This is a genomic window from Nitrosopumilus oxyclinae (assembly GCF_013407165.1).
Taxonomy (GTDB): domain Archaea; phylum Thermoproteota; class Nitrososphaeria; order Nitrososphaerales; family Nitrosopumilaceae; genus Nitrosopumilus; species Nitrosopumilus oxyclinae.
This window is the reverse complement of sequence record NZ_CP026994.1, coordinates 414,749-434,215: the sequence shown is the minus strand read 5'-3', so window position 1 is coordinate 434,215 and position 19,467 is coordinate 414,749. Positions and strand designations below refer to the sequence as shown.

Sequence of the window (19,467 nt, the reverse complement as noted above, 5' to 3'; positions counted from 1 at the left end):
TTTTTCTTTTGTGATTTCCTTTTTCACCATCTAATTTAATCAATAAAAGTACCCAAATTAAGGATAAAAACGAACGTAGATAGTCGGAAAATAAGAAAAAAGGTCTTGTAAACTTAATCACAGACTTTGATTTCTGATGCTTCTGCTTTGAAACCAGATTTTGCATGTGAGCCATCACAATTTGGTTTGTTTTCAGATGCAGTACATCTGCATAATGCACATAATCTCTTTCCATCAGTTTCTACAATTAATGGACCGTTTTCTTTTGCACTGATTGTTACTTTTACCATATCACAGTGTGGCTTTTACCGTATATTACACTGTCTCAATGAACTTGCCTGCTAATTTGGAGATAAAATGGCTACAGAAATCTAGAATATTATAAAAATAGTATTTAGAAATAGTATAGATTACCTAAATTCATCAAGTAGGTCTTCGTCTTTTTTAAATATCCATGTAAGACCAACCATATCCATTGCAGTTATTCTAGATGAAATTGGAGTTTCAGATTCACGTTTAACCAGAGAAATGGACTGGTTTTGAACAGGTTCATGTTTGTATTGCATTAATGTTGACATGATTTAGTTATACAAAATTTACTTAAAAGATTAACGAACAAATGATCCTTAAAGATTTGAATTGCTTTTTGAGATAGTTTTGAATGTATAACTAAAAAATAATAAAAATTGAATCTTAAGACCAGCAACGATTAGTTGTTTGGTGACAGTTTCAATTGAATTTAGTATTCAAAAAAAGTATTTAGTTCGTACTGATGATTTGTACTGATAATTTCTACTAGTTTCTTTTATGTAGAATTCTCAAAGAAATGATGGTTTCCTACAAGAATTATCTACTAGTTTACCATCGTCCGAGGATTGGGCAATTTTGGCCCAATCTTTCATAATAATACTCCACTATGATTCATCCATCAAAATGGGATAAAATTAGACGTAGATAGGCATGAAAATGCTTATCTGAATTGAATTCATGAAATTCCATTATGGGTTTGTTGGATAGATTTAGTCGTACGTTTGACAAGTATGGGTATGACCTAGATGGGTACGACAAGGACGGGTATGACAAAAAGGGGTTTAACAAAAATGGGTATGACAAAAAAGGGTTTAACAAAAATGGGTACGACAAAAAAGGGTTTAACAAAAATGGGTATGACAAAAAAGGATACGACAAAAAAGGGTATGACAAAAAAGGATACAAAGACGGGTATGATGAAGATGGATTTGATTTCAAGGGTTACAATAAAGAGGGATTTAACAAAAATGGGTATGACAAAAAGGGATACGATAAAGACGGTTATGACAATCGAGGTTTTTCCATAGATGGGATTCACATAGATACAAAAATTGCTTTTAATGAAGACGGGTTTAACAAAAATGGGTACGACAAAAAAGGGTTTAACAAAAATGGGTATGACAAAAAAGGATACACCAAAGACGGGTTTAACAAAAATGGATTTAACAAGAATGGGTATGACCTAGACGGTTATGATAAGAAAGGATTCAACAAAGACGGGTTTAACAAAGACGGTTATGATGAGAATGGGTATGATAGTAACGGGTATGATGAAGATGAATACAATCAAGAAGGATACAATTTAGACGGGTATGATGAGAATGGGTATGATAGTAACGGGTATGACGGACTAGGATATGATCACCTAGGTTACGACAAAGAAGGATACAATCAAGAAGGATACAACAAATTCAATAAAAAGAAAAATGAAGTAGACAGTGATTAAAACAAATTTTTTGTCTAAATACATTCAGCAAAAATGTGCATCCTCACGGCACAGAAATGGACACAGATAGTAACTAGATTACCAAAATTCCATTTGAAATCATATATTGGATTCCTGCAATAAAGTCTGAATCTTCTAACAAGCCTTCAGACCACCATCCGGCATTATTTTTTACCCATGATGGGATTTCTTTATTGACAGTCTCAGCAGCTTCAGTTGGAGGAATTACGATAATGCCATTAGTAATCATATAATTTAACCCTGCAACAAAGTCTGAATCCTCTAGCAATCCACCAGACCACCATCCTGCATTATTTTTTACCCATGATGGAATTTCTACAGTAGTTGGAGTAGCAGATAATACACTAGTACCTAAAATTTCAATTTCTTGATCATTAGTGTAAAATGGAATTATCAAAGTTCTAGTGTTATCAGCTGAATTAATTTCAAGATAATCTGACTCTGTTCCATCAATTAATACAAAAAAGATATCATCCTCATCATCAAATGTTGCATCAATTAATCCTCGTGGAATATTAAGTTCTATAAAGCCATCATCAAAAGAAACAATTTCTATAATTAGAGAGGTGGAATCAACATCCAAATTCATTACAAGGATTTCGCCATTTTCAATATCATAACCTACATCATAATCTAAAATATCATACAAACTGGCCTCAGCATATACTAAATTAAAAGAAACAAGAAACAAAGCGGCAGTCAGAACAAATAATGGCTTGAATATCATGTAGAGTCTCCAACCATCTCCTGCTCCACTTCATTGCTCACTTCAGCACAAACTTCTGCCAAAAGATCTGCTTCCAGTTCAACTAGTTCTGAGTCAGACAATCCCTCCAAATCTGCATCAGTATAGAAATCAGCAAGTGTCATTTCATAGCAATCATCAATTGATTCCTCAACTACTTCATTTACTTCAGATAATTCCTCAACGTCTTCAAAGGCAGTAATTGGTACAGGATCATCAACTGAAAGTGAACCTACAAAGTCCAGAATCCATAGTGTTCCAGATTTACTCTTGCCATCTTTAGCAACAATATCAACTGATGCTCCTAATTCTGTAGGAAATATTCCATCCATCTTTATTTGCATTGCAAATGTATGTGGTTGGCCACTAGTATCGACTGTGTTTATTGTAACTTGCAATGAATCATTCTCAAAGTTGGCTCTACTTCGTCCAAATGCTACATCATGTACATTGTGTAATTCACCAGTAGTTGCATCCTCTATGACGATTTGTCCACCAATAATTTTCAGAGTTGCACCAGAATCACCCAATCTCACTAACTCCAGATTAACATCTCCTGAAACTGTTTTTACATCATTTTCATTTGAAGTGCTAAAAGCATCACCTTGGAAACTAAGAACATAATTTGTAATGTCTTCTTCAGGAAGTTCTACTATATCGCCATAGTAACTTCCATCTTCAACTTTATCAATCAAATCAGATGATCTTACTTTGTCTCTAATTGAATCAATTCTATCTTTAACTTCGGCACGAATTTTCTCTTTGTGCTCTAATACGATTTCTCTAAATTTGTCTTTACCAACTTCTTGGATTTTTGATTTGATTAAATCGGTTCTAAATTCTACTCTATCATGAATTTTATCTTTAATTGTATCTCGTACTTGTTGACTAACTTTATCTTGTACTCGGTCTTTAACAGCATCTTGAACTTTGTCTCTAATTTCTAATGCAACTCTATCTTTGACTTTGTCAGATATTCTATCTTTTACAGTATCACGAAATTCTTGAATGTTATCTCTTTTATCTTGAATTCGCTCCTTTACTTCAGCTCGTTTATCTTGAATTCGCTCCTTTACTTCAGCTCGTTTATCTTGTGCTTTGTCTTTTAGATTTGAAATAATTGCATCTTTTTTGTTTTGAAATTTCTCCCTTAGATCAGAGCGTTTATCTAAAATTTTGGATTGAATCTCATCTTTTCTATCAGAAAGATTATCTCGAATTTGATCTCTTTTTTCTGCAATTCTATCCTTTATTGCATCTTTTCTATCTTGAATATTATCATGAATTTGAGCTCTTTTTTGTTTGGCTTTTTCTTGTAATTCTGCACGTTTTTCTTCTATTTTTTCTCGGACTTGTTGTTTACGTTCTTCTAGATTTTCCCGAGCTTGTTGTTTACGCTTTTCTAGCTGGTCTTGTGCTTGTTGTCTGCGTTCTTCTAGTTTATCTCTGGCTTGCTGTTTTCGTTCTTCTAATTGGTCTCTAGCTTGTTGTTTACGTTCTTCTAGTTTTTCCCTAGCTAGTTCTTTACGCTTTTCTAGCTGGTCTTGTGCTTGTTGTCTGCGTTCTTCTAGTTGGTCTCTGGCTTGCTGTTTTCGTTCTTCAATTCTGTCTTGTTCTTGTTGTCTACGTTCTTCTAGTTGGTCTCTGGCTTGTTGTTTACGTTCTTCAATTCTGTCTTGTTCTTGTTGTCTACGTTCTTCTTCTTGTTGAGCCATCTTACGTTTTTCTTCAGCAGTCATCTGATCAGAAGAAATAGAATTAGCACTTTTAGAATCAAGATGATTATCGGCAAAGGCAACACTGTATGATGAGCTAGAAAAGCCTGTAACTAGAACTAAAAGCAAAAATATCGCATAGCCTGTTTTCATCATGAAGGATAAACGAATTTTGTGATTTAAAACACTTTTGTAACTATGTTAGGGAACAATGTTACCATACAATTCAACTAGCTTGGAGATATTCTATTCTAAAAAATATTCTTAATCATTCTTCAGCAGAATCATCAGATAGTTTCTTGTCAATATCTGCTTGTTTTGCTTTAAAGCGCTCATATTTTTTATCCCATTTCGATAAGACAAACCATTGCCTAACTCCTACACCCAACCAAACAAGGGAGATTGCAAAAATTATTAGCTGTGGAGGATTCAGAAACAAGTTAGTTCGTCCACGGTCTATTACTTTGGATTTAATATTTTCATATTCCTCCTCTGTAATGTCACCATTACTCAAATGAATTTGTAAACGCACATCTAATTTTTCATCAAATGGAGAGTCAAATACACTAGTCATTACAAGTAAGGCCAACGGAGGTAAAATCAAAGTTGTCAAAATCATTATCATAAAGATTTTTTTTGTATTTCCCATCTGGAACATGATTCCATCTAGAATTTCAAAGATATTTTCTCGTTTTTCAGAGCCGTTACCCGAATTACTCATGATTAAATCTCCCATTTTTCATTAAAAACGCTTGAGTAACAATGTTACTTGTCATTTTTTGTCCTCCCTTGGGAATAGTTCCTCATATGGATCCAAAACTTCTTTCATAATACGAATACCTTTTTCAGAAATCTTGTATTTTAAAATCACTTTATTTCCCCAAGGTTCTTTTTCTAAAGATAAAATCCCTTTTTCAATCATATCATCTAAGATTCCTTTGTGTTTTGCATTGTTTAATCCGCATATACTCATCAATTTGCTTTGATTTAGCTCACCGTACTCGTATAGCTTGAGCAAAATATCTTTTCGAATGTAAATTCTATCTCTATATTCACGCGCCAGATTAATCCCTCTCTTTTGAATTAGAATAGATTAGAACATTACTGTTCCCATATTCTCTTACTTCTCGGTTTTGTTCGAAGTCTAGTTGCACAGCAAGGACAGTTAATTTCTTCAGTATAAAAATAGCAATCACAGGTACCACATCTTTTCTGTCCAGATTTATATCGTAAATTATTTGGCATTGAAATTGCTTTTTTCTGGCCACATATGCCCTTACAAATCTGTGTCAATGAATCATTGAATTACTTTTCATCACATAAAGACAAAGTAACTTTGTTACGTTACAATTGTTAGCTAGCCTTTAAATTCAATTTCTCATCTAGTTGTCAATGAAAACAAAACAAACGTTACCCGCTATGATTGCACTAGTTGCAATAATGGCAGTTGCTTTCTCACCTATGGCATTAGCCATAGATGCAGACAGTAACGTTGCTACAACTACAAATGTAGCAGGAGTATCTGCAGATGCTAGCATTTCCACAAGTGTAGCAGCAGAACGTCCTGTAGACACTGTAGTTAGACCACAAGTTCAATTTGATGGAACTACAAGTGGCTGGGCAATTATAGCAGGTCAAGCACATGAAGCAAAAATTGCTATTGATGGAAAAGCAGTACGTAATGATAATGGCGTATGGAGAGTTTCATCTGATGCAGAGATTTCTGCAGCAGACCGCCATGCAAAATTAGAATTAAAAGGTAAAGCAATCAATGGTAAAATCAAACTTCATGGTACTGGCACATTAGATTCAGGTGAATCCTTTAGAATTATTCTAAGAGGACATTATACACCAGTATATGATGAGCAAGGAACATTTGTGATGGCCTTTACAGCAGCAAAAATTCATTCAGCACAAAACGGCATACACATGCCATTGATTCAGAGTGGATTAGTAAATGTTGAAGCAGTAGACCCATCAACAAATGATTATGAAAAGTTCGTAGATGAATTTACTGTACAGTAATTCATCTACATCTTTTTTCTTTTTTTATTAGTCAGGAATTACAAGTTATGATTCTAGATACACAGGGACATTCTACTCATAGGTTTGAGTTCATTGATGTTGAACCTATTTTGGAGAAAAATTCTCAAAGTTCATCAGAGAGATTTTTTATGTGAGAAGTACTATTTGCAAATGCTTCATCAATTGAGCGCTGCATTTCCTCCTCATATTGTTTCATCTCCATCTGATTTCTCTTAAGAATAATAATTTCTTTGATTGAAGGTAAATTTTTGAAATTGATGTACTGTGAATGTGTCACATAGCAAGTATATGATTTATCATCATCTTGGAATTTGTACATTATTTTAAAAACCACGATTTTGTTAATTTAATAGTAAATTAAAATTTTAGCCAATATCGTGATGATGTACACTGTACAAAAGCGCTCCAATGATATACTAATTTTAAAATTGTTTCTTTAAATAACAAAATTTTTAATTAAATTTATTGGGCCTAAGAGAAATTCAATTAAAAGAAGAATATCGTTCAGACAAAGACGATATTGTTTCAGAGTTCTTCCTTCCCTGTCTAAGTAATTGTATTGAATATGACAGATGTGTTGATTTTTTATCCATTCAGACATTATCAACATTCTCAGTAGCATTTGATAGATTTGCAGAAGGAAAAGCAAAATTGAGAATGATTACAGGACACAGATTTAGAACTAGTGATCTCAATTTATTTACAAAACTCTTTTCTGAAAAATATACAAAGTCATTTAATGGAAAATTAATCAAAGATGCAAAAATCCAAAAGCTTCAAGACATTGTAAATAACGGACAAGTTGAATTAAAAATCGCAATACCAAATTCAGAAAGCATAACAGATACATTTTCAGAAAGAATTGGGATTTTCAGAGATGATGAAGACCAAACAGTTGCATTTACAGGAACATCCAAAGAATCATTTTCTGCACAATCTAGAGATTTTGAATCAGTGGATGTCTTTACTTCATGGAATGATAAATCCAGAGTTGAAAGAAAAGTAAAAGACTTTGAAGACTTGTGGCAAAATAAAACAAAACATGTGGAAGTGTATGATTTTATGTATGCTGAAGAAAATAATCTTTTAAAATATTCTTCAGAATGGATTATGAAAGATTAGAGATCAAAGGGTTCTTCAAGTCTTGATTTGTTTTCTGCAAAATCCATTTTATTGATTTTATAGTAGATAACTTCACCACGGCGTTCTATTACTGCAATGATTGGTTCTTTTCCCATTTGAGTAATTTCTTCAATCTTTTTTTGTAGATTTCCCATCTTTTCTTGTTGACCCTCATTGAGTCCAAAGATTAGGAATTTTGCACCTTTTTCACCATAATGACCCCTCTCATACACTCGAAAATCAGAACCAAATCCAAATCCATCTTTTACAACATAGCCCCTATTCCTAAGATCACGATAAATCAAAAACTTTGTAAGAGTCTCAGAATCAGTTTTTTGACAAATATTCATGAAAATATCAAAATTAATTTGTTTTTTGTTCTTTTTTAGAATCAGTCTTTTTGCATACAACAAGTAAAGTGTTTCAAATGATTTTAGGAATAATTTTTTTTCTTCAATTTCTCCAAACCCCTTTAATTCTAATTCATGAATCATGTTCTTTTGTGTGATACATGTTTGATCTGAAACTAACTCTCCATGAACTAATGGGGTATCATCCATAATAAAGTGAAAATCAAAGGATTTCCATATAAGCATTGGAGAATATGAGAGATACCCTGCTAACCGTTAAAATATGGGCATTCTGGCTTGAAAATATCATGCATGGTGCTAATTATCGAGATGGAAAAGGTCAAGTCTTTACAAGAAAAGAATACATCAAAGGTAAACCACAAATCAAAATTGCAAAATTTCAAGGTGGCAAAAGAGGAACATACCAGTACTGTGTTCAATTATTGTTAAACGAAAAAATTCAGATTAGACATATGGCTATTGAATCTACAAGACTAGCTGCAAACAAAACACTAGAAAAAACAACTGGTGAATCAGGATATTATTCAAGATTAAGGATTTACCCACACAATCTTCTCAGAGAAAACAAACAAATTGCAACTGCAGGTGCAGATAGAGTTTCAGAAGGAATGCGAAGATCATGGGGAAAAGCAGTAAGTCTAGGGGCTAGGGTAAAACAAGGACAATGCATTATGGAATTATACGTAAATGGTGATGCTCATCTAACTGCTGCAAAAAAAGCACTACATGGTTCATGTGTAAAATTACCAGGAACACCACTAATCAAAGTAATTGATTGGAACAAACTATCACCATAAGTTATCTAAATCAGATTTCTTATTTTTAACAAATTCTAAAAATTCTTGAAATTCTTGTTTTGTTGGTTCTCTATTTAGAATTCTTTTAGATTGATAATAAAATGTGTTATAGATTCTTCCCACAACAATTCCCAAAGCAAAAGAGTTTGAATCATCAATTACAGATAGTGATTTGATCAATTGTTTAATTTCATCTTTATTTGATATAGAATCTTGAATTTTTTGCTCAATTTTCTTTAGAAGAGTTTCATCCATAAATGATCTTAATTGAAATAGTTAAAAACAGTTTAATATCCAAATTCAGCCTTGAGGTTTGTTGCAGTTATAGTACAGTCTGGTTAGTACTCGTGCTTGCCAAGTACGTGACCCGGGTTCAAATCCCGGTAACTGCACCACTTTATTTGTTCTTTGGAATCAATGCATTTTGTATAATTTCAAGTGCATCTTGAGCTTTTTCTGGACGTGGTAATTGAATCATAAACACCTTATCTTTTCCAAAATTAGATTTTGGTGAAGTGAGGGCAAGCATGGATGTTTTTGCAAGAGATTTGAAAAAAGCAAGGTGAGTTTTTGCATTCACCAGAAACGTTTCAGTGATATTTCCAGTTGAAAAAGTCAATTTTACTTCAACAAATGTATTACCCAATCCATCTTGCAAAATATTCAAATCAGTGTTAATTGACAATGGTTGTCCTGCAACCTTAGACAATATCTCATCATATCTTTTCTCCTCCAATTCAATACAAGGCGTCTCGTTTCCTTCAAAATCAAAAGTAGTGATTCCATTATGTACCCTATCTAAGAATTCTTTGAGTTCATCAGACATTTTCTTTTTTTTCCAATACAGGGATTATTTTGTCACCGGCCTTCATCAAAAATGGGGAGATGAAAGCAGTGATAATTGAAATTATACCAACTAACGGGAACAAGAATGCACTAACTGCCCCAATATCCACTCCAACTTTTACAATGACAATAGAGAATTCCCCTCGAGGTGCAGCCAAAGTGAATGCTGAACGAAGTGCCTTGCCACGTTTCTGTCTGAAAATGAAATTTCCAATCATATTGCCTCCAAATTTCATCCCGGTTGCAACTGCAATCAAAGCAATTGCAATAAAAATATAATTTTCTAGCTGTGAGACATCCATCAAGGCTCCAACTGAAATGAAAAAGATAGCAACAAACATGTCTTTGATTGGACTTGAAAGTAACTTTGCTACCTCAGCAGATTTAGATTCGGCCACTAAAACGCCTGCTAAAAATGCCCCAATTGCTACAGATAATCCTACAATATTTGCAAATAATGCATAACCAAAGCAAAGACCCAGTACACTTAACAGAAGAATCTCACGATGTTCTGCTGCTGCAACTCTATCAATTAGAGGTGGAATTACGCGAGTTCCAATAGTAAATGTACCGACAATAAGACCAGTTGCAACCAATACAACTACAATGATTGATTCTATAGATACAGTTCCAACCAATGCAATGGATTGCAAAGATGAAATTAAGATGACAGCTATCACGTCCTCTACAATCAAAATACCAAGAACCATAATGGATGATTCTTTTTTGATTTTTCCCATATCCTCTAACAACTTTACGATAATTGCAGTACTAGATATTGACAAGGCTGCAGAAATAAACAAAGCATCCATGAATCCCAATCCAAGGGCTGTAGCAGTATAGAACAGCACACCCAAGGTTGAAAACAATCCTATAGTTCCAACTCCAACAGCTACTCGTCCAATATTTTTAATTTTTGCATATGGAAACTCTATTCCAATTACAAAGAGAAGTAAGATGACTCCAATTTCAGCAAAAAGATTCAATGCAGAGATATCAGATAAAATCCCAACTCCGCCCAACACATCACCAGACGGACCTCCTTCAGGTAAGACCCAAGACCAAAACGGAGAAAGTGGACCAATCAACATTCCTGCAAAAAGATAGCCGATGATCAATGGTTGTTTGATTTTAAAAAAAGCCAGAGTTACAACAGCGCCAATAATCATAATGAATGCCAAATCAGTGACAAAACTTGTGTGAGGTAATTCAGGAGTTATTTGCTCAATTAAACTAGTTACAGTGTTGTTTAGGGTATTTTGAATTCCACCAGTAATCTGAAGTGGAATGTTTTGCATGTAATCAATAAACAAATTTGTTTAAAAAATGATTGCGAATTGCAATTTTGGAATGTTCCAGAGATAATGTTAGGCTCGGCAATTTTGAAAATCTTTAACCTCTTTATGCCCAAACAACATAATTCATGTGCAGAGTGATGATTAGGTCATCTGAATTAAATGAAGAGATATGACCTGGGGTATCTGACTGCATAATTGGTTATTTTGCAATCACCTTACTATTAATAGTACGGTACCATACCGTACTATATGATTCAATGCGAATATTGTCCAAGAGGGTTTATTGAAACAGTGAATGGATTGGCTGAAAAGACATTTCATGAATTACTTCATGAACCAGAAGTTGTAAACAAGTAACTCTTTACATTTTTATTTTTACACCCAACTTTTTTATCTTTAAATTTTAAATGATTTCATATGGCTACCAAAACTACAAAAAAGAAAACACCAGTCAAGGCAAAGAAAGAGCCTAATCCATCAGTGTTGTTAAAAAAGGTAGCATCAGTCTCAGATTCAAACAAAGCATTACAAAAAGAAATTAAAGTAATGTCAAAAATCTTTGGCGAAAATCAAAAAGTGCTAGTATCCATGAAAGGAATGATTGACACATTAACATCCACACTAGAACATATTCAAAAACAATCAAAACAAATTAACATAATAGAGGATGATACCCAAAAACTCTATGCAGGATTAAATCAAGTCAGATCACAATCAAATTTAGTTAATAAAATTAATGACCAGACTTCTAAATTAGAAAAAGAGATCAGTAAAATTTCAGAATTACAAAAATCATCAAAATCTCAAGACATATCAGAGCGAGTTGAAGAAAGCATGAACTCAATTAAAAATAATTCTCAAATGATAATCAAAATTGCACAAAGAATTGACGAAGTTAGAGATGATTTAAGAAAAGTTTCTGGAAAAACAGATTCATTCTTAGAGATTGGTTCTGAGATGGATAATCTAAAAAATACAATTGAAGAAATATCTGGAAAAACAGCAAAATTAGATACAGGTACTCAAATTATTGAAAGTCTCAAACTAGAATTAGGAAGAATTTCAGAAGGGGCAGCATCTAGTTCAAATCTAAATGCTGAGCTTGATGCCATTAAAATCACAATTGATGCAATATCATCAAAAGCATCAAAAATTGATTCTTTAGCAGGAGTAATTGATGGACTAAAACAACAGTTTGATTCCATTTCATCCAAAGCAAATTCCATAGATAATTTGAGCCTAGAATCAATAAAAGAACTAGGAGGTAAGATTGATAAAATTGAAACAGAGATTGGAGCACTAGCACAGAGGGCTGATTCCACAGCATTTGTAGGAGAAGGGCTAAAATCAGTTCAGGAGGAAGTTTCAAATTTCAAACAAAATGTATTTGATAAAACAAACAGTATTGAGCAAAAAATATCATCAGTGTCTGACACCCTAAAAAGACAAGACGAATCTACAATAGAATTTCATAAAAAATCTGAAAGACTATTTCAAGAGTTACAAACAGTCAAAGATGTCACCAACAAGGCATCTAGTGATTCATCTAAAGAGATGATGGCTTTGTTGAAGCTATCTGAATACCAATCAAACATTAGAATGAATGCCGAATCAAAATATGGAGTATCAAAAGACATAGAAAAAATGGCATCTCAAACCGCAGATATTGTAAATCTCTTTGATCGAATTTCAGTAGAGTCTGGAGAGAAAATTCCTCTACCTCATGAAGTTCGACAGTGGGCTGTTAGTAAAATATTAGATTGCGCAGACAAGTGGGAAGTAAGATTCAGTGATGTATATTCAATTTTAACAAACGCCATTGGCAGAGACATGTTAAAAGAATCAATAAGAATTCAACAAGTGCGAGACATTTATGGAATAAGAGCTGTTGATGAAATTAGAAAAGATCTAAATATTTCTTAATTATTCTTGATCAGTTTTATTGAGTTGTTCTTTCTTTCGTTTTAATGCTGCAAAAATTCCTATAATTGCAGCAATCCAAATACCACTAAGCATCATGTTTGCAGGACTGACATACATGTACGGAGTTGCATCCATGATGTTGATTTTTAGCAATGCTGCCCTTTCCTTGATATCCAACATACCTGTATGATATGCAGAATTATCTTTAGGAATATTGGATATTTCATTAACTCCTGTAAACATTGTATCTATGTTATTTTGAATTCTAAGAAAGTTAGTAGATTCTGTTCCAAATATCCAAACAGGATTTTTTGAAATTATGTTACCTTCAGTATCCCAGGTATCAGGTAAATTCACCATTACAATATCCAAATCTGCTTGGATTGCAACTAAATGATCACGAATCATTTGTGGATCTGATGAAGACACAATACCATCAAGATTTCCTCGTATTCTATCAAGAGGGTAAATATCAGAATTGTAACCAGAAATTGCCATATATCCTCCAAAAATAATTATTCCAAGTATTCCAATCATGGAAAGTTTGTAAACAGTATTTGCCATTTTTTCCTTCTTAGTTTTTGCTCGATTATCACTTGATTTATTTCTTTTAAATTTAGTATGAGACAAACTCAGGTATGCAATGAAAAAAAAGCCAATTGTTTGAAGAGCAATGATTGGTACAAACACAGGATTGTTTGAAAAAATTGCAATGAAAATTCCCATTACTCCATAAACTCCAAAGAATATTTCTAGCAGAGTTGTTTGTGTAAATGGTAAATTATAGGCCTTGTCTTTCCAATCATCTTTTTTTGTTACTAGTCCGTATTTTGGAGTTCTGTGAAATTCATTTTTCTTTCCTAGTACTGCATCAAATACTGCTACTGTGTTATTTACAGACATTCCAGCATTGTAAATTAGTAATGCCGGAAGTAGTTTTGCTTTAGATTTCCAGGTTTTACCATACATTCCCTGAATCACTAAAACATATGCGCCAGGTCCCATTGCAAGATATGTTGCAATTGTTAATGCCGGTAGAACACTTACAACATAAAGATTGACTTGGGCTGCAAGCAATACAGGTAATGATAAAAATTGTATCAACACTAGAGGATAAACAATATGACGAGTAAGTTGAATGAATGCCTGAAGTTTAGCTTCAATTGCAACATGACGTTTTAGAGCAACATCAGAAAGTAATTTAATTGCACATTGAATTGATCCCTTTGCCCAACGGAATTGTTGTCTTTTTGCCCCATTCATTTGTGCAGGCAATTCAGCATCAACTACAATATCAGGTAAAAACAAACACTTCCAACCTTTCATTTGTGCACGATAGCTTAGATCAAGATCCTCTACAAGTGTGGCAGTATGCCAACCTCCAGCATCTTCAATACAATCACGTCTCCAAATACCAGCAGTACCGTTAAAATTCATGAAGAGATGAGAATTGCTTTTTGCTTTCTGCTCTACAAGAAAATGAAAATCAATACTGAGGGCTTGCACTTGAGTAATGGTAGAGTAATTTTCATTGACATGGCCCCACCTGCATTGAACTAGACCAATTTTTGATGTTGCAAAATGCGGTATTGCTCGTTTAAGAAACCAAGTGGGAGGAATAAAATCAGCATCAAATATTGCAACAAGTTCGGTGTCAGTTGTTTTCATTGCATGTTTTAATGCACCAGCCTTGTAACCTACTCTTGTTCCACGTCGCACATGTTCAATTAGATACCCATCTTTTTTGTAACCATCAACTACATTTTTTAGTAATTCAACTGTATCATCATCTGAATCATCGCATACCATTATTCTCATTTTGTCTTTTGGATAATCCATATGACAAACTGCATCAACGAGTCGTTTTGCTACATACTTTTCATTGTAAATTGGTAATTGTATTGTAATAGTTGGAGTGCCCCAATCAATTGTAGGATGAGATTCTTTTCTTGTTCTTGAAAGAAATGCAAGATAGTAAAAATTAACTGTGTATGCAGTAATAATTATGGCAGATAAAATAAACAGATCAAATACAAATGAGGTGAAAGGATTGATTGTCATATCACTAAATTCAAGGAATTGCTAATCGCTATTTAAGTGGAAAGAAATTAAATTTATTTTTGCTCATAAATCTTGATTGCTTGTGGAGGACATACGCCTTCACATGCAAGACAGAAAATACAATCAGGTTCTTTTGACATTAACGGCTTTTTCTCAGATGCAGGATTGCCAGGAGTGTCAAACCATTCGTATACAGCGACAGGACATGCTTCAATGCATCCACCATCGGCTACACAAATATCATAGTCTACTGAAACAAATTCTCCCCATACACCCATGATACCATTACTTGTACCTCTTCTACCCCAAGTTTTGATTGTGTGTTCAGGGGCTTCGTATGGTGTAGTTGGTTTCATTTTTGATTTGTAATCAACATCAATTGGTCCAGGTTTTGCTCCATCTGGAATTTCAATAGCACTATCATCTTCTTCACCCTCTTCATCGTCTTTTGCCTCAACTGGTTTTGGTTTTGCACCAAGAACAATTTTTGCAAGAGGAGTTAGTTCTTCTAGTTTTTGAATAGCTGCAACTTCAGAAATTTTTTCAGTTTTTGCAAAATATGAAATCATTTTGTCAGCCAAAATAGTATTTCGTAAAATAGTATCAATTACCATTTTAGCAAAATGGTCAGCCTTTTTTCTATAATCTTTAACCCAATTAGGATCACCGAACTTTTCAATTGGGAAAATTTGATAAATAATATCTACAACTTCGCCACTTACAATTTCAACTGTAACTGACAAATCAACTTCTTGATATCCTTTAGCATCAGGATCATCCATGTTTTGTTCTTTCCAACGATATGTTGCGTAAATTCTATCAGCATACATGTCCATTTCAAATGCCTTTTTGAGACCATCATGAACAGATTTTAGTTCAACTGGATCTTCGAGTTTTATTGGTAATCGATACAAGCCAAGTTTGAATCCATGTAAAGGATAAACGCCACGTTTTGCAGTTGCGGCCTCCATTGACCAAACTCGATCTTTTAGGAGTAAAGACATCTGTGTCTATTCATTTTATTTTAGATAAAAAGGTTATCAGTCCTCATCATCAGGACATGTGAGTTCTCGAAGTTTGGTGTACTTTTCATCCATTGCTTCTGCGTGAACCAATACCTGAGATAGATCAAAGGAATCTTTTGCAAAATACCAACGAATTGGAACCCAGTGTCCAATTCCATCCATATCATGGATCATTCCTTTATCGGCTTTGACATTGATTTTTTCATCAATAGAGGTTTCTTTAATTTCAAGACCACGTTTAGTTTTGTCCTCTAAGATAATATCAGACTCGCCGTCTTTGATAAAATAGAAAGTACCTTTCTCAAGAACAGGAAGGTCTAAAAGCAATTTATTTTTCCACAGGATTTCCTATCATGTTTCCCCATTCAGTCCAAGAACCATCATAGTTTCTAACTTTTGGGTATCCAAGTAGATATTTCAATACAAACCAACTGTGTGAAGAACGCTCTCCAATTCTGCAATAACAAATTACATCTTTGTCAGGAGTGACTCCTTTTGGTTCATAATTTTGTTTTAATTCTTCAACTGCTTTGAAAGTACCATCAGCATCATTAACTGCAGTTGCCCAAGGAATATTATTTGCATCAGGAATATGGCCACCTCTTTGTGCATGCTCCATTGGATATTCTGGAGGTGCAGTAATTTGACCAGTAAATTCTGCAGGTGATCTTACATCCACCATTACAGTGTCTTCTTTTCCTAAAGCTCTACTAACATCAAATAGATATGCACGTAATCCCTCATCTGTAGGTTGTGCAACATAAGTTGTCGAAGCTATTTGAGGTTCGTCAGTAGTGTAATCTTTATTTTCCAATTCCCATTTTTTTCGTCCACCGTTCATGATCTTTAAATTTTCATGACCGTAAATTTTGAAAACCCAGAAAGCAAATGCTGCAAACCAGTTGTTAAAGTCACCATAAAGAATAACTTCAGTATCTGCAGTGATTCCGTTTTTAGCCATTAATGCTTCAAATTCTTTTTTACTAATGATATCTCGAGTTACTGGATCATTGATGTCTCGTTTCCACCAAATTAAACTGGCACCATTAATGTGGCCTTTTTGATATCCATTTACAGGATCATAATCAACTTCAACTAATTTTCTTTTTTCATTAGGAGGATTCTGTGATACCCATTCGGTATCGACTAAAACTTCAGGATGTGCGTAACTCATAATTTGTACGGATTTGTTTTCATACTTATTTGTTTTTCCAAAGGATAGGAAAAATATCATTTTTAAGTAAATACGATTCAGAAGAACTGCTTGAAATTAGAAAAAGTAGCAGTAGTTAGCAAGGTAGGGTCCAAAGATTCAGAGCAAGCTGCAAAAGACGTTACAAAAAAGCTATTAGCAAAAAAAATTACAGTATTTACTATTTCTCCAATTGAAGTTGAGGGCGCAAAACAGATAGAGGCCTTGGAGGAATTAAAAAAGGAAAGACTAGACCTGGTCATCACCTTAGGGGGAGATGGAACAACACTTCGTGTATTTAGAAACTTGGAAAATGAGACTCCAATTCTGACTATCAACGTAGGAGGAAATAGAGGGATTTTAGCAGAAATAACAATTGAAGAAATTGATGATGCAATTGAACAAATTGTAAAAGATAATTTCTTTTTAGATAAAAGAATTAGAGTTGTTGCATCTTGTGGAGGAAAAGAATTTCCACCAGCACTAAATGAAATTTACATCACTAGAACAAACTTGACTAAAACTGCAGAGATTACAATTAAATTTCAAGACGACACAGTAAAGCAAAAAATGGATGGAGTGATAATTGCAACACCAAGTGGTTCTACAGGTCATTCTTTTTCATTAGGAGGTCCAATTCTGCATGAAAGTTTAGATGTTTTAATCATAACACCTGTCGCACCAGTGTACAGATTAGCATCATTGATTGTTCCAGATGAAAAAATAGAAATTACATCTACTCATGATTGCCATATTGCAATGGATGCACAAGTAGTCAAATCGGCAGGATATGGAGAACCAATCACCATTAAAAGATACAAAAAACATGCAGTCTTTCTAAGATTAAAGAAGAGAGGACTAAGACAGATGAGCAAGCTTGGATTTTAGAATTTTAGACGCCAGTGCATTTTATGCAGGAGTACCGTTTAGATCATCAGATGATTGCTACACAACCTCACTAGTTTATGAAGAAATTAAACACATAAAGAAAAACCATGATGCATTAGGAACTTTACTTGAAACTAACAGATTAAAAATCAGAGAACCAGATTCTGAATCAATAAAAGCTGCAATCAAATCATCAAAAGATACAGGAGATTTTCCCCAGTTATCAAAACAAGATATCTCAATTATTGCATTAGGTATTGAAATGAAGGGTCAGATAATTAGTGATGATTTTGCAATTTCAAACGTTGCCAAGAATCTAGGTTTAGAAATTAGGCCTATCATGACTAAGGGTATCGCAGATGTTGGAAAATGGGTTCATTATTGCCCAGGATGTAGAACTAATCACACAACTGGAACAGAGTGTCCAATGTGTGGAACTCCATTAAAAAGAAAATTACTCAAACAAATCAGCTAAAACTATACAGTTAGAATTTGAAAATTAATTCAATCAAGTGTCGTGTAGTGTTTGTTGGTTTGATGTTTTTAGTAATTTACTTTTAGTAGCAAGTGTTTTTTTGATTTTTTTTGCACGAGCATCACCTAGACCTTCAACTTTTGCCAATTCTGCAGCAGTGGCACTGAAAACTTTCAGAGGAGTTCCAAACTTAGTTAGCATTCTAACTGCAAATTTTTCTCCTATTCCAGGTAAACTGCAAAGAACTGAAAGTTGTTGTTTTTCCAGATCAGATGATTTTTTTATCTTTTTTAGATATGGGCCTTTAGGAGTATCTTTTCTGGAGCACATTGAAACCAAAAGTTTAGCAGTATGTGCAGCACTAGGTGTTGGAATTACAGGGATGTTAAAATCTAAAACTACAGTTGAGAGAGCGCCATAAAAAATCAGAGGGTTTTCAGTAATCTCTTCAATTTCATCAACATTACCTTCCATGAGAACTACTGGGTGCTCAAAATGTTCTTTCAATCTTGAGCATTGATCAAACAATCTACCATCAAAAACAGAAGCCATAAGATCACGAATACTTTTTCTCTCAACTATTGTTTCAGGTGCAACAATGTAATCTCCAATCGGAAGTGTTTTCATTTCAATGTTTAATCCAATAGATTTTAACAAATCAGGAATTCCACTTTTCCGCTCCCGCTCATCTACTACAATTCTAAGATTTTCTAAATTCACAACATTGCTACAAAAGAATTGTTAATATCTTGTATGAAACTAGGAAATTATTTTCTAGGGTTGTCTTCTACAGGAGGTGAATTTGGAGGAGTACCGGCAGCACCACCTTTCATTTGTTCAGTAATTTTTGCTTCTTGCTCTTTTAGTGATTCTTTTAGACGTGTTTCTTGTTTTTCAAGAACTGTTGCACGTGTTTTAGTTAGTTCAATTCGTTCTTCTAATTCAGCAATCAACTCTTCTTTTTTTGATTTAATCAAAACAGTACCAGCTTGTTTGAACACTGCATCACCATCAGCAACTTTGCGTAATTCTTCAAGGGCTTTTTCTGTTTCTGCATTTTCAATTTCAAGATGTTGTTTTTGAGTCATTACTGATTGAAGACTCTGCTGTGCTTGTTGTAATTTCATAATTTGCTCTTGAAGCCATGGTGGCATTTGTCCTGCTGACATTATTTACCAAAAAATTT

At 33.9% G+C, this 19,467-nt stretch carries 24 protein-coding genes and 1 tRNA gene; 8 read left to right on the top strand and 17 right to left on the bottom strand.

All coding sequences use genetic code 11. The features are described from left to right. Window positions 1–113 precede the first annotated feature (113 nt). Together C5F49_RS02570 and C5F49_RS02565 are read right to left on the bottom strand one after the other, a co-directional pair. The gene (locus C5F49_RS02570; protein WP_179363184.1) at window positions 114–290 is read right to left on the bottom strand and encodes a CDGSH iron-sulfur domain-containing protein; all 177 of its coding nucleotides are present in this window, start codon (window positions 288–290) and stop codon (window positions 114–116) included. 120 nt (window positions 291–410) lie between these two features. Further along, the gene (locus C5F49_RS02565) at window positions 411–578 is read right to left on the bottom strand and encodes a hypothetical protein (RefSeq protein ID WP_179363183.1); all 168 of its coding nucleotides are present in this window, start codon (window positions 576–578) and stop codon (window positions 411–413) included. Window positions 579–1,000: 422 nt separating this feature from the next. Between C5F49_RS02565 and C5F49_RS02560 the strand changes: the two genes are divergently transcribed. Next, window positions 1,001–1,756: a hypothetical protein gene (locus C5F49_RS02560; protein ID WP_179363182.1), complete on the top strand. Its 756-nt coding sequence runs from the start codon at window positions 1,001–1,003 to the stop codon at window positions 1,754–1,756. 73 nt (window positions 1,757–1,829) lie between these two features. Here C5F49_RS02560 and C5F49_RS02555 read toward each other — a convergent pair whose 3' ends face one another. From C5F49_RS02555 to C5F49_RS02540, 4 genes are all read right to left on the bottom strand, one after another. Then, complete coding sequence (locus C5F49_RS02555; protein ID WP_179363181.1) at window positions 1,830–2,504, bottom strand: hypothetical protein; 675 nt, start codon at window positions 2,502–2,504, stop codon at window positions 1,830–1,832. Next, complete coding sequence (locus C5F49_RS02550) at window positions 2,501–4,393, bottom strand: coiled-coil domain-containing protein (protein WP_179363180.1); 1,893 nt, start codon at window positions 4,391–4,393, stop codon at window positions 2,501–2,503. The genes C5F49_RS02555 and C5F49_RS02550 overlap by 4 nt, the downstream gene beginning before the upstream one ends. Window positions 4,394–4,505: 112 nt before the next feature. Further along, window positions 4,506–4,958: a hypothetical protein gene (locus C5F49_RS02545; protein WP_179363179.1), complete on the bottom strand. Its 453-nt coding sequence runs from the start codon at window positions 4,956–4,958 to the stop codon at window positions 4,506–4,508. Between the two features lie 51 nt (window positions 4,959–5,009). Next, window positions 5,010–5,210, bottom strand: coding sequence for a hypothetical protein (locus tag C5F49_RS02540; RefSeq protein WP_218841240.1), 201 nt, complete (start codon window positions 5,208–5,210; stop codon window positions 5,010–5,012). Window positions 5,211–5,629: 419 nt separating this feature from the next. On the opposite strand from C5F49_RS02540, the gene C5F49_RS02535 reads away from it, so the two are divergent. Further along, complete coding sequence (locus C5F49_RS02535) at window positions 5,630–6,262, top strand: hypothetical protein (RefSeq protein ID WP_179363178.1); 633 nt, start codon at window positions 5,630–5,632, stop codon at window positions 6,260–6,262. A gap of 124 nt (window positions 6,263–6,386) precedes the next feature. Here the strand turns inward: C5F49_RS02535 and C5F49_RS02530 are convergent, their stop codons facing one another. After that, window positions 6,387–6,617: a hypothetical protein gene (locus C5F49_RS02530; RefSeq protein ID WP_179363177.1), complete on the bottom strand. Its 231-nt coding sequence runs from the start codon at window positions 6,615–6,617 to the stop codon at window positions 6,387–6,389. A gap of 131 nt (window positions 6,618–6,748) precedes the next feature. Here C5F49_RS02530 and C5F49_RS02525 point away from each other — a divergent pair, with 131 nt between their 5' ends. Further along, window positions 6,749–7,405, top strand: coding sequence for a phospholipase D-like domain-containing protein (locus C5F49_RS02525; RefSeq protein WP_179363176.1), 657 nt, complete (start codon window positions 6,749–6,751; stop codon window positions 7,403–7,405). Here the strand turns inward: C5F49_RS02525 and endA are convergent. Next, on the bottom strand, window positions 7,402–7,965 hold the full coding sequence (endA, locus tag C5F49_RS02520) for a tRNA-intron lyase (RefSeq protein WP_179363175.1): 564 nt from the start codon (window positions 7,963–7,965) through the stop codon (window positions 7,402–7,404). The genes C5F49_RS02525 and endA overlap by 4 nt on opposite strands. A gap of 98 nt (window positions 7,966–8,063) precedes the next feature. On the opposite strand from endA, the gene C5F49_RS02515 reads away from it, so the two are divergent. Beyond that, the gene (locus C5F49_RS02515; RefSeq protein ID WP_179363583.1) at window positions 8,064–8,573 is read left to right on the top strand and encodes a 50S ribosomal protein L16; all 510 of its coding nucleotides are present in this window, start codon (window positions 8,064–8,066) and stop codon (window positions 8,571–8,573) included. Here the strand turns inward: C5F49_RS02515 and C5F49_RS02510 are convergent. Beyond that, a complete protein-coding gene (locus tag C5F49_RS02510) occupies window positions 8,565–8,828 on the bottom strand; it encodes a hypothetical protein (RefSeq protein ID WP_179363174.1) in 264 nt (87 codons plus the stop codon). The two genes, C5F49_RS02515 and C5F49_RS02510, sit on opposite strands and share 9 nt — an antisense overlap. Before the next feature lie 63 nt (window positions 8,829–8,891). Between C5F49_RS02510 and C5F49_RS02505 the strand changes: the two genes are divergently transcribed. Continuing rightward, window positions 8,892–8,968: transfer RNA gene (locus C5F49_RS02505), tRNA-Gly, on the top strand. A 2-nt stretch (window positions 8,969–8,970) separates the two neighbouring features. Here the strand turns inward: C5F49_RS02505 and C5F49_RS02500 are convergent. Further along, entirely contained in the window at window positions 8,971–9,399 is a 429-nt protein-coding gene (locus tag C5F49_RS02500; RefSeq protein WP_179363173.1) for a hypothetical protein, read from the bottom strand. Then, on the bottom strand, window positions 9,392–10,717 hold the full coding sequence (locus C5F49_RS02495) for a cation:proton antiporter (RefSeq protein ID WP_179363172.1): 1,326 nt from the start codon (window positions 10,715–10,717) through the stop codon (window positions 9,392–9,394). Before C5F49_RS02495 ends, C5F49_RS02500 begins: the two co-directional genes overlap by 8 nt. Before the next feature lie 417 nt (window positions 10,718–11,134). Here C5F49_RS02495 and C5F49_RS02490 point away from each other — a divergent pair, with 417 nt between their 5' ends. Beyond that, entirely contained in the window at window positions 11,135–12,640 is a 1,506-nt protein-coding gene (locus C5F49_RS02490) for a chemotaxis protein (protein WP_179363171.1), read from the top strand. Here the strand turns inward: C5F49_RS02490 and C5F49_RS02485 are convergent, their stop codons facing one another. Genes C5F49_RS02485 through C5F49_RS02470 form a run of 4 tightly spaced genes read right to left on the bottom strand, consistent with a single transcriptional unit; the run spans window position 12,641 to window position 16,900 of the window. Beyond that, window positions 12,641–14,701 (bottom strand): cellulose synthase family protein, encoded by a 2,061-nt coding sequence (locus C5F49_RS02485; protein ID WP_179363170.1) that lies wholly within the window; start codon window positions 14,699–14,701, stop codon window positions 12,641–12,643. A 53-nt stretch (window positions 14,702–14,754) separates the two neighbouring features. Beyond that, window positions 14,755–15,705 carry a 4Fe-4S dicluster domain-containing protein gene (locus tag C5F49_RS02480; protein WP_179363169.1) on the bottom strand — a complete coding sequence of 317 codons (951 nt, stop codon included), beginning with the start codon at window positions 15,703–15,705 and terminating at the stop codon, window positions 14,755–14,757. Window positions 15,706–15,741: 36 nt separating this feature from the next. Next, the gene (locus C5F49_RS02475) at window positions 15,742–16,053 is read right to left on the bottom strand and encodes a hypothetical protein (protein WP_179363168.1); all 312 of its coding nucleotides are present in this window, start codon (window positions 16,051–16,053) and stop codon (window positions 15,742–15,744) included. Between the two features lies 1 nt (window position 16,054). Then, window positions 16,055–16,900 carry a sulfurtransferase gene (locus tag C5F49_RS02470; RefSeq protein WP_179363167.1) on the bottom strand — a complete coding sequence of 282 codons (846 nt, stop codon included), beginning with the start codon at window positions 16,898–16,900 and terminating at the stop codon, window positions 16,055–16,057. Window positions 16,901–16,990: 90 nt separating this feature from the next. Between C5F49_RS02470 and C5F49_RS02465 the strand changes: the two genes are divergently transcribed. Both C5F49_RS02465 and C5F49_RS02460 read left to right on the top strand, forming a co-directional pair. Next, window positions 16,991–17,806: an NAD(+)/NADH kinase gene (locus C5F49_RS02465; RefSeq protein ID WP_179363166.1), complete on the top strand. Its 816-nt coding sequence runs from the start codon at window positions 16,991–16,993 to the stop codon at window positions 17,804–17,806. Beyond that, on the top strand, window positions 17,796–18,281 hold the full coding sequence (locus C5F49_RS02460; RefSeq protein ID WP_179363165.1) for an NOB1 family endonuclease: 486 nt from the start codon (window positions 17,796–17,798) through the stop codon (window positions 18,279–18,281). The genes C5F49_RS02465 and C5F49_RS02460 overlap by 11 nt, the downstream gene beginning before the upstream one ends. A gap of 33 nt (window positions 18,282–18,314) precedes the next feature. On the opposite strand, the gene C5F49_RS02455 is transcribed toward C5F49_RS02460, so the two are convergent. Then, a complete protein-coding gene (locus C5F49_RS02455; RefSeq protein WP_179363164.1) occupies window positions 18,315–19,001 on the bottom strand; it encodes an ERCC4 domain-containing protein in 687 nt (228 codons plus the stop codon). A 47-nt stretch (window positions 19,002–19,048) separates the two neighbouring features. After that, window positions 19,049–19,450, bottom strand: coding sequence for a prefoldin subunit beta (locus tag C5F49_RS02450; RefSeq protein ID WP_179363163.1), 402 nt, complete (start codon window positions 19,448–19,450; stop codon window positions 19,049–19,051). Window positions 19,451–19,467: the final 17 nt, after the last annotated feature.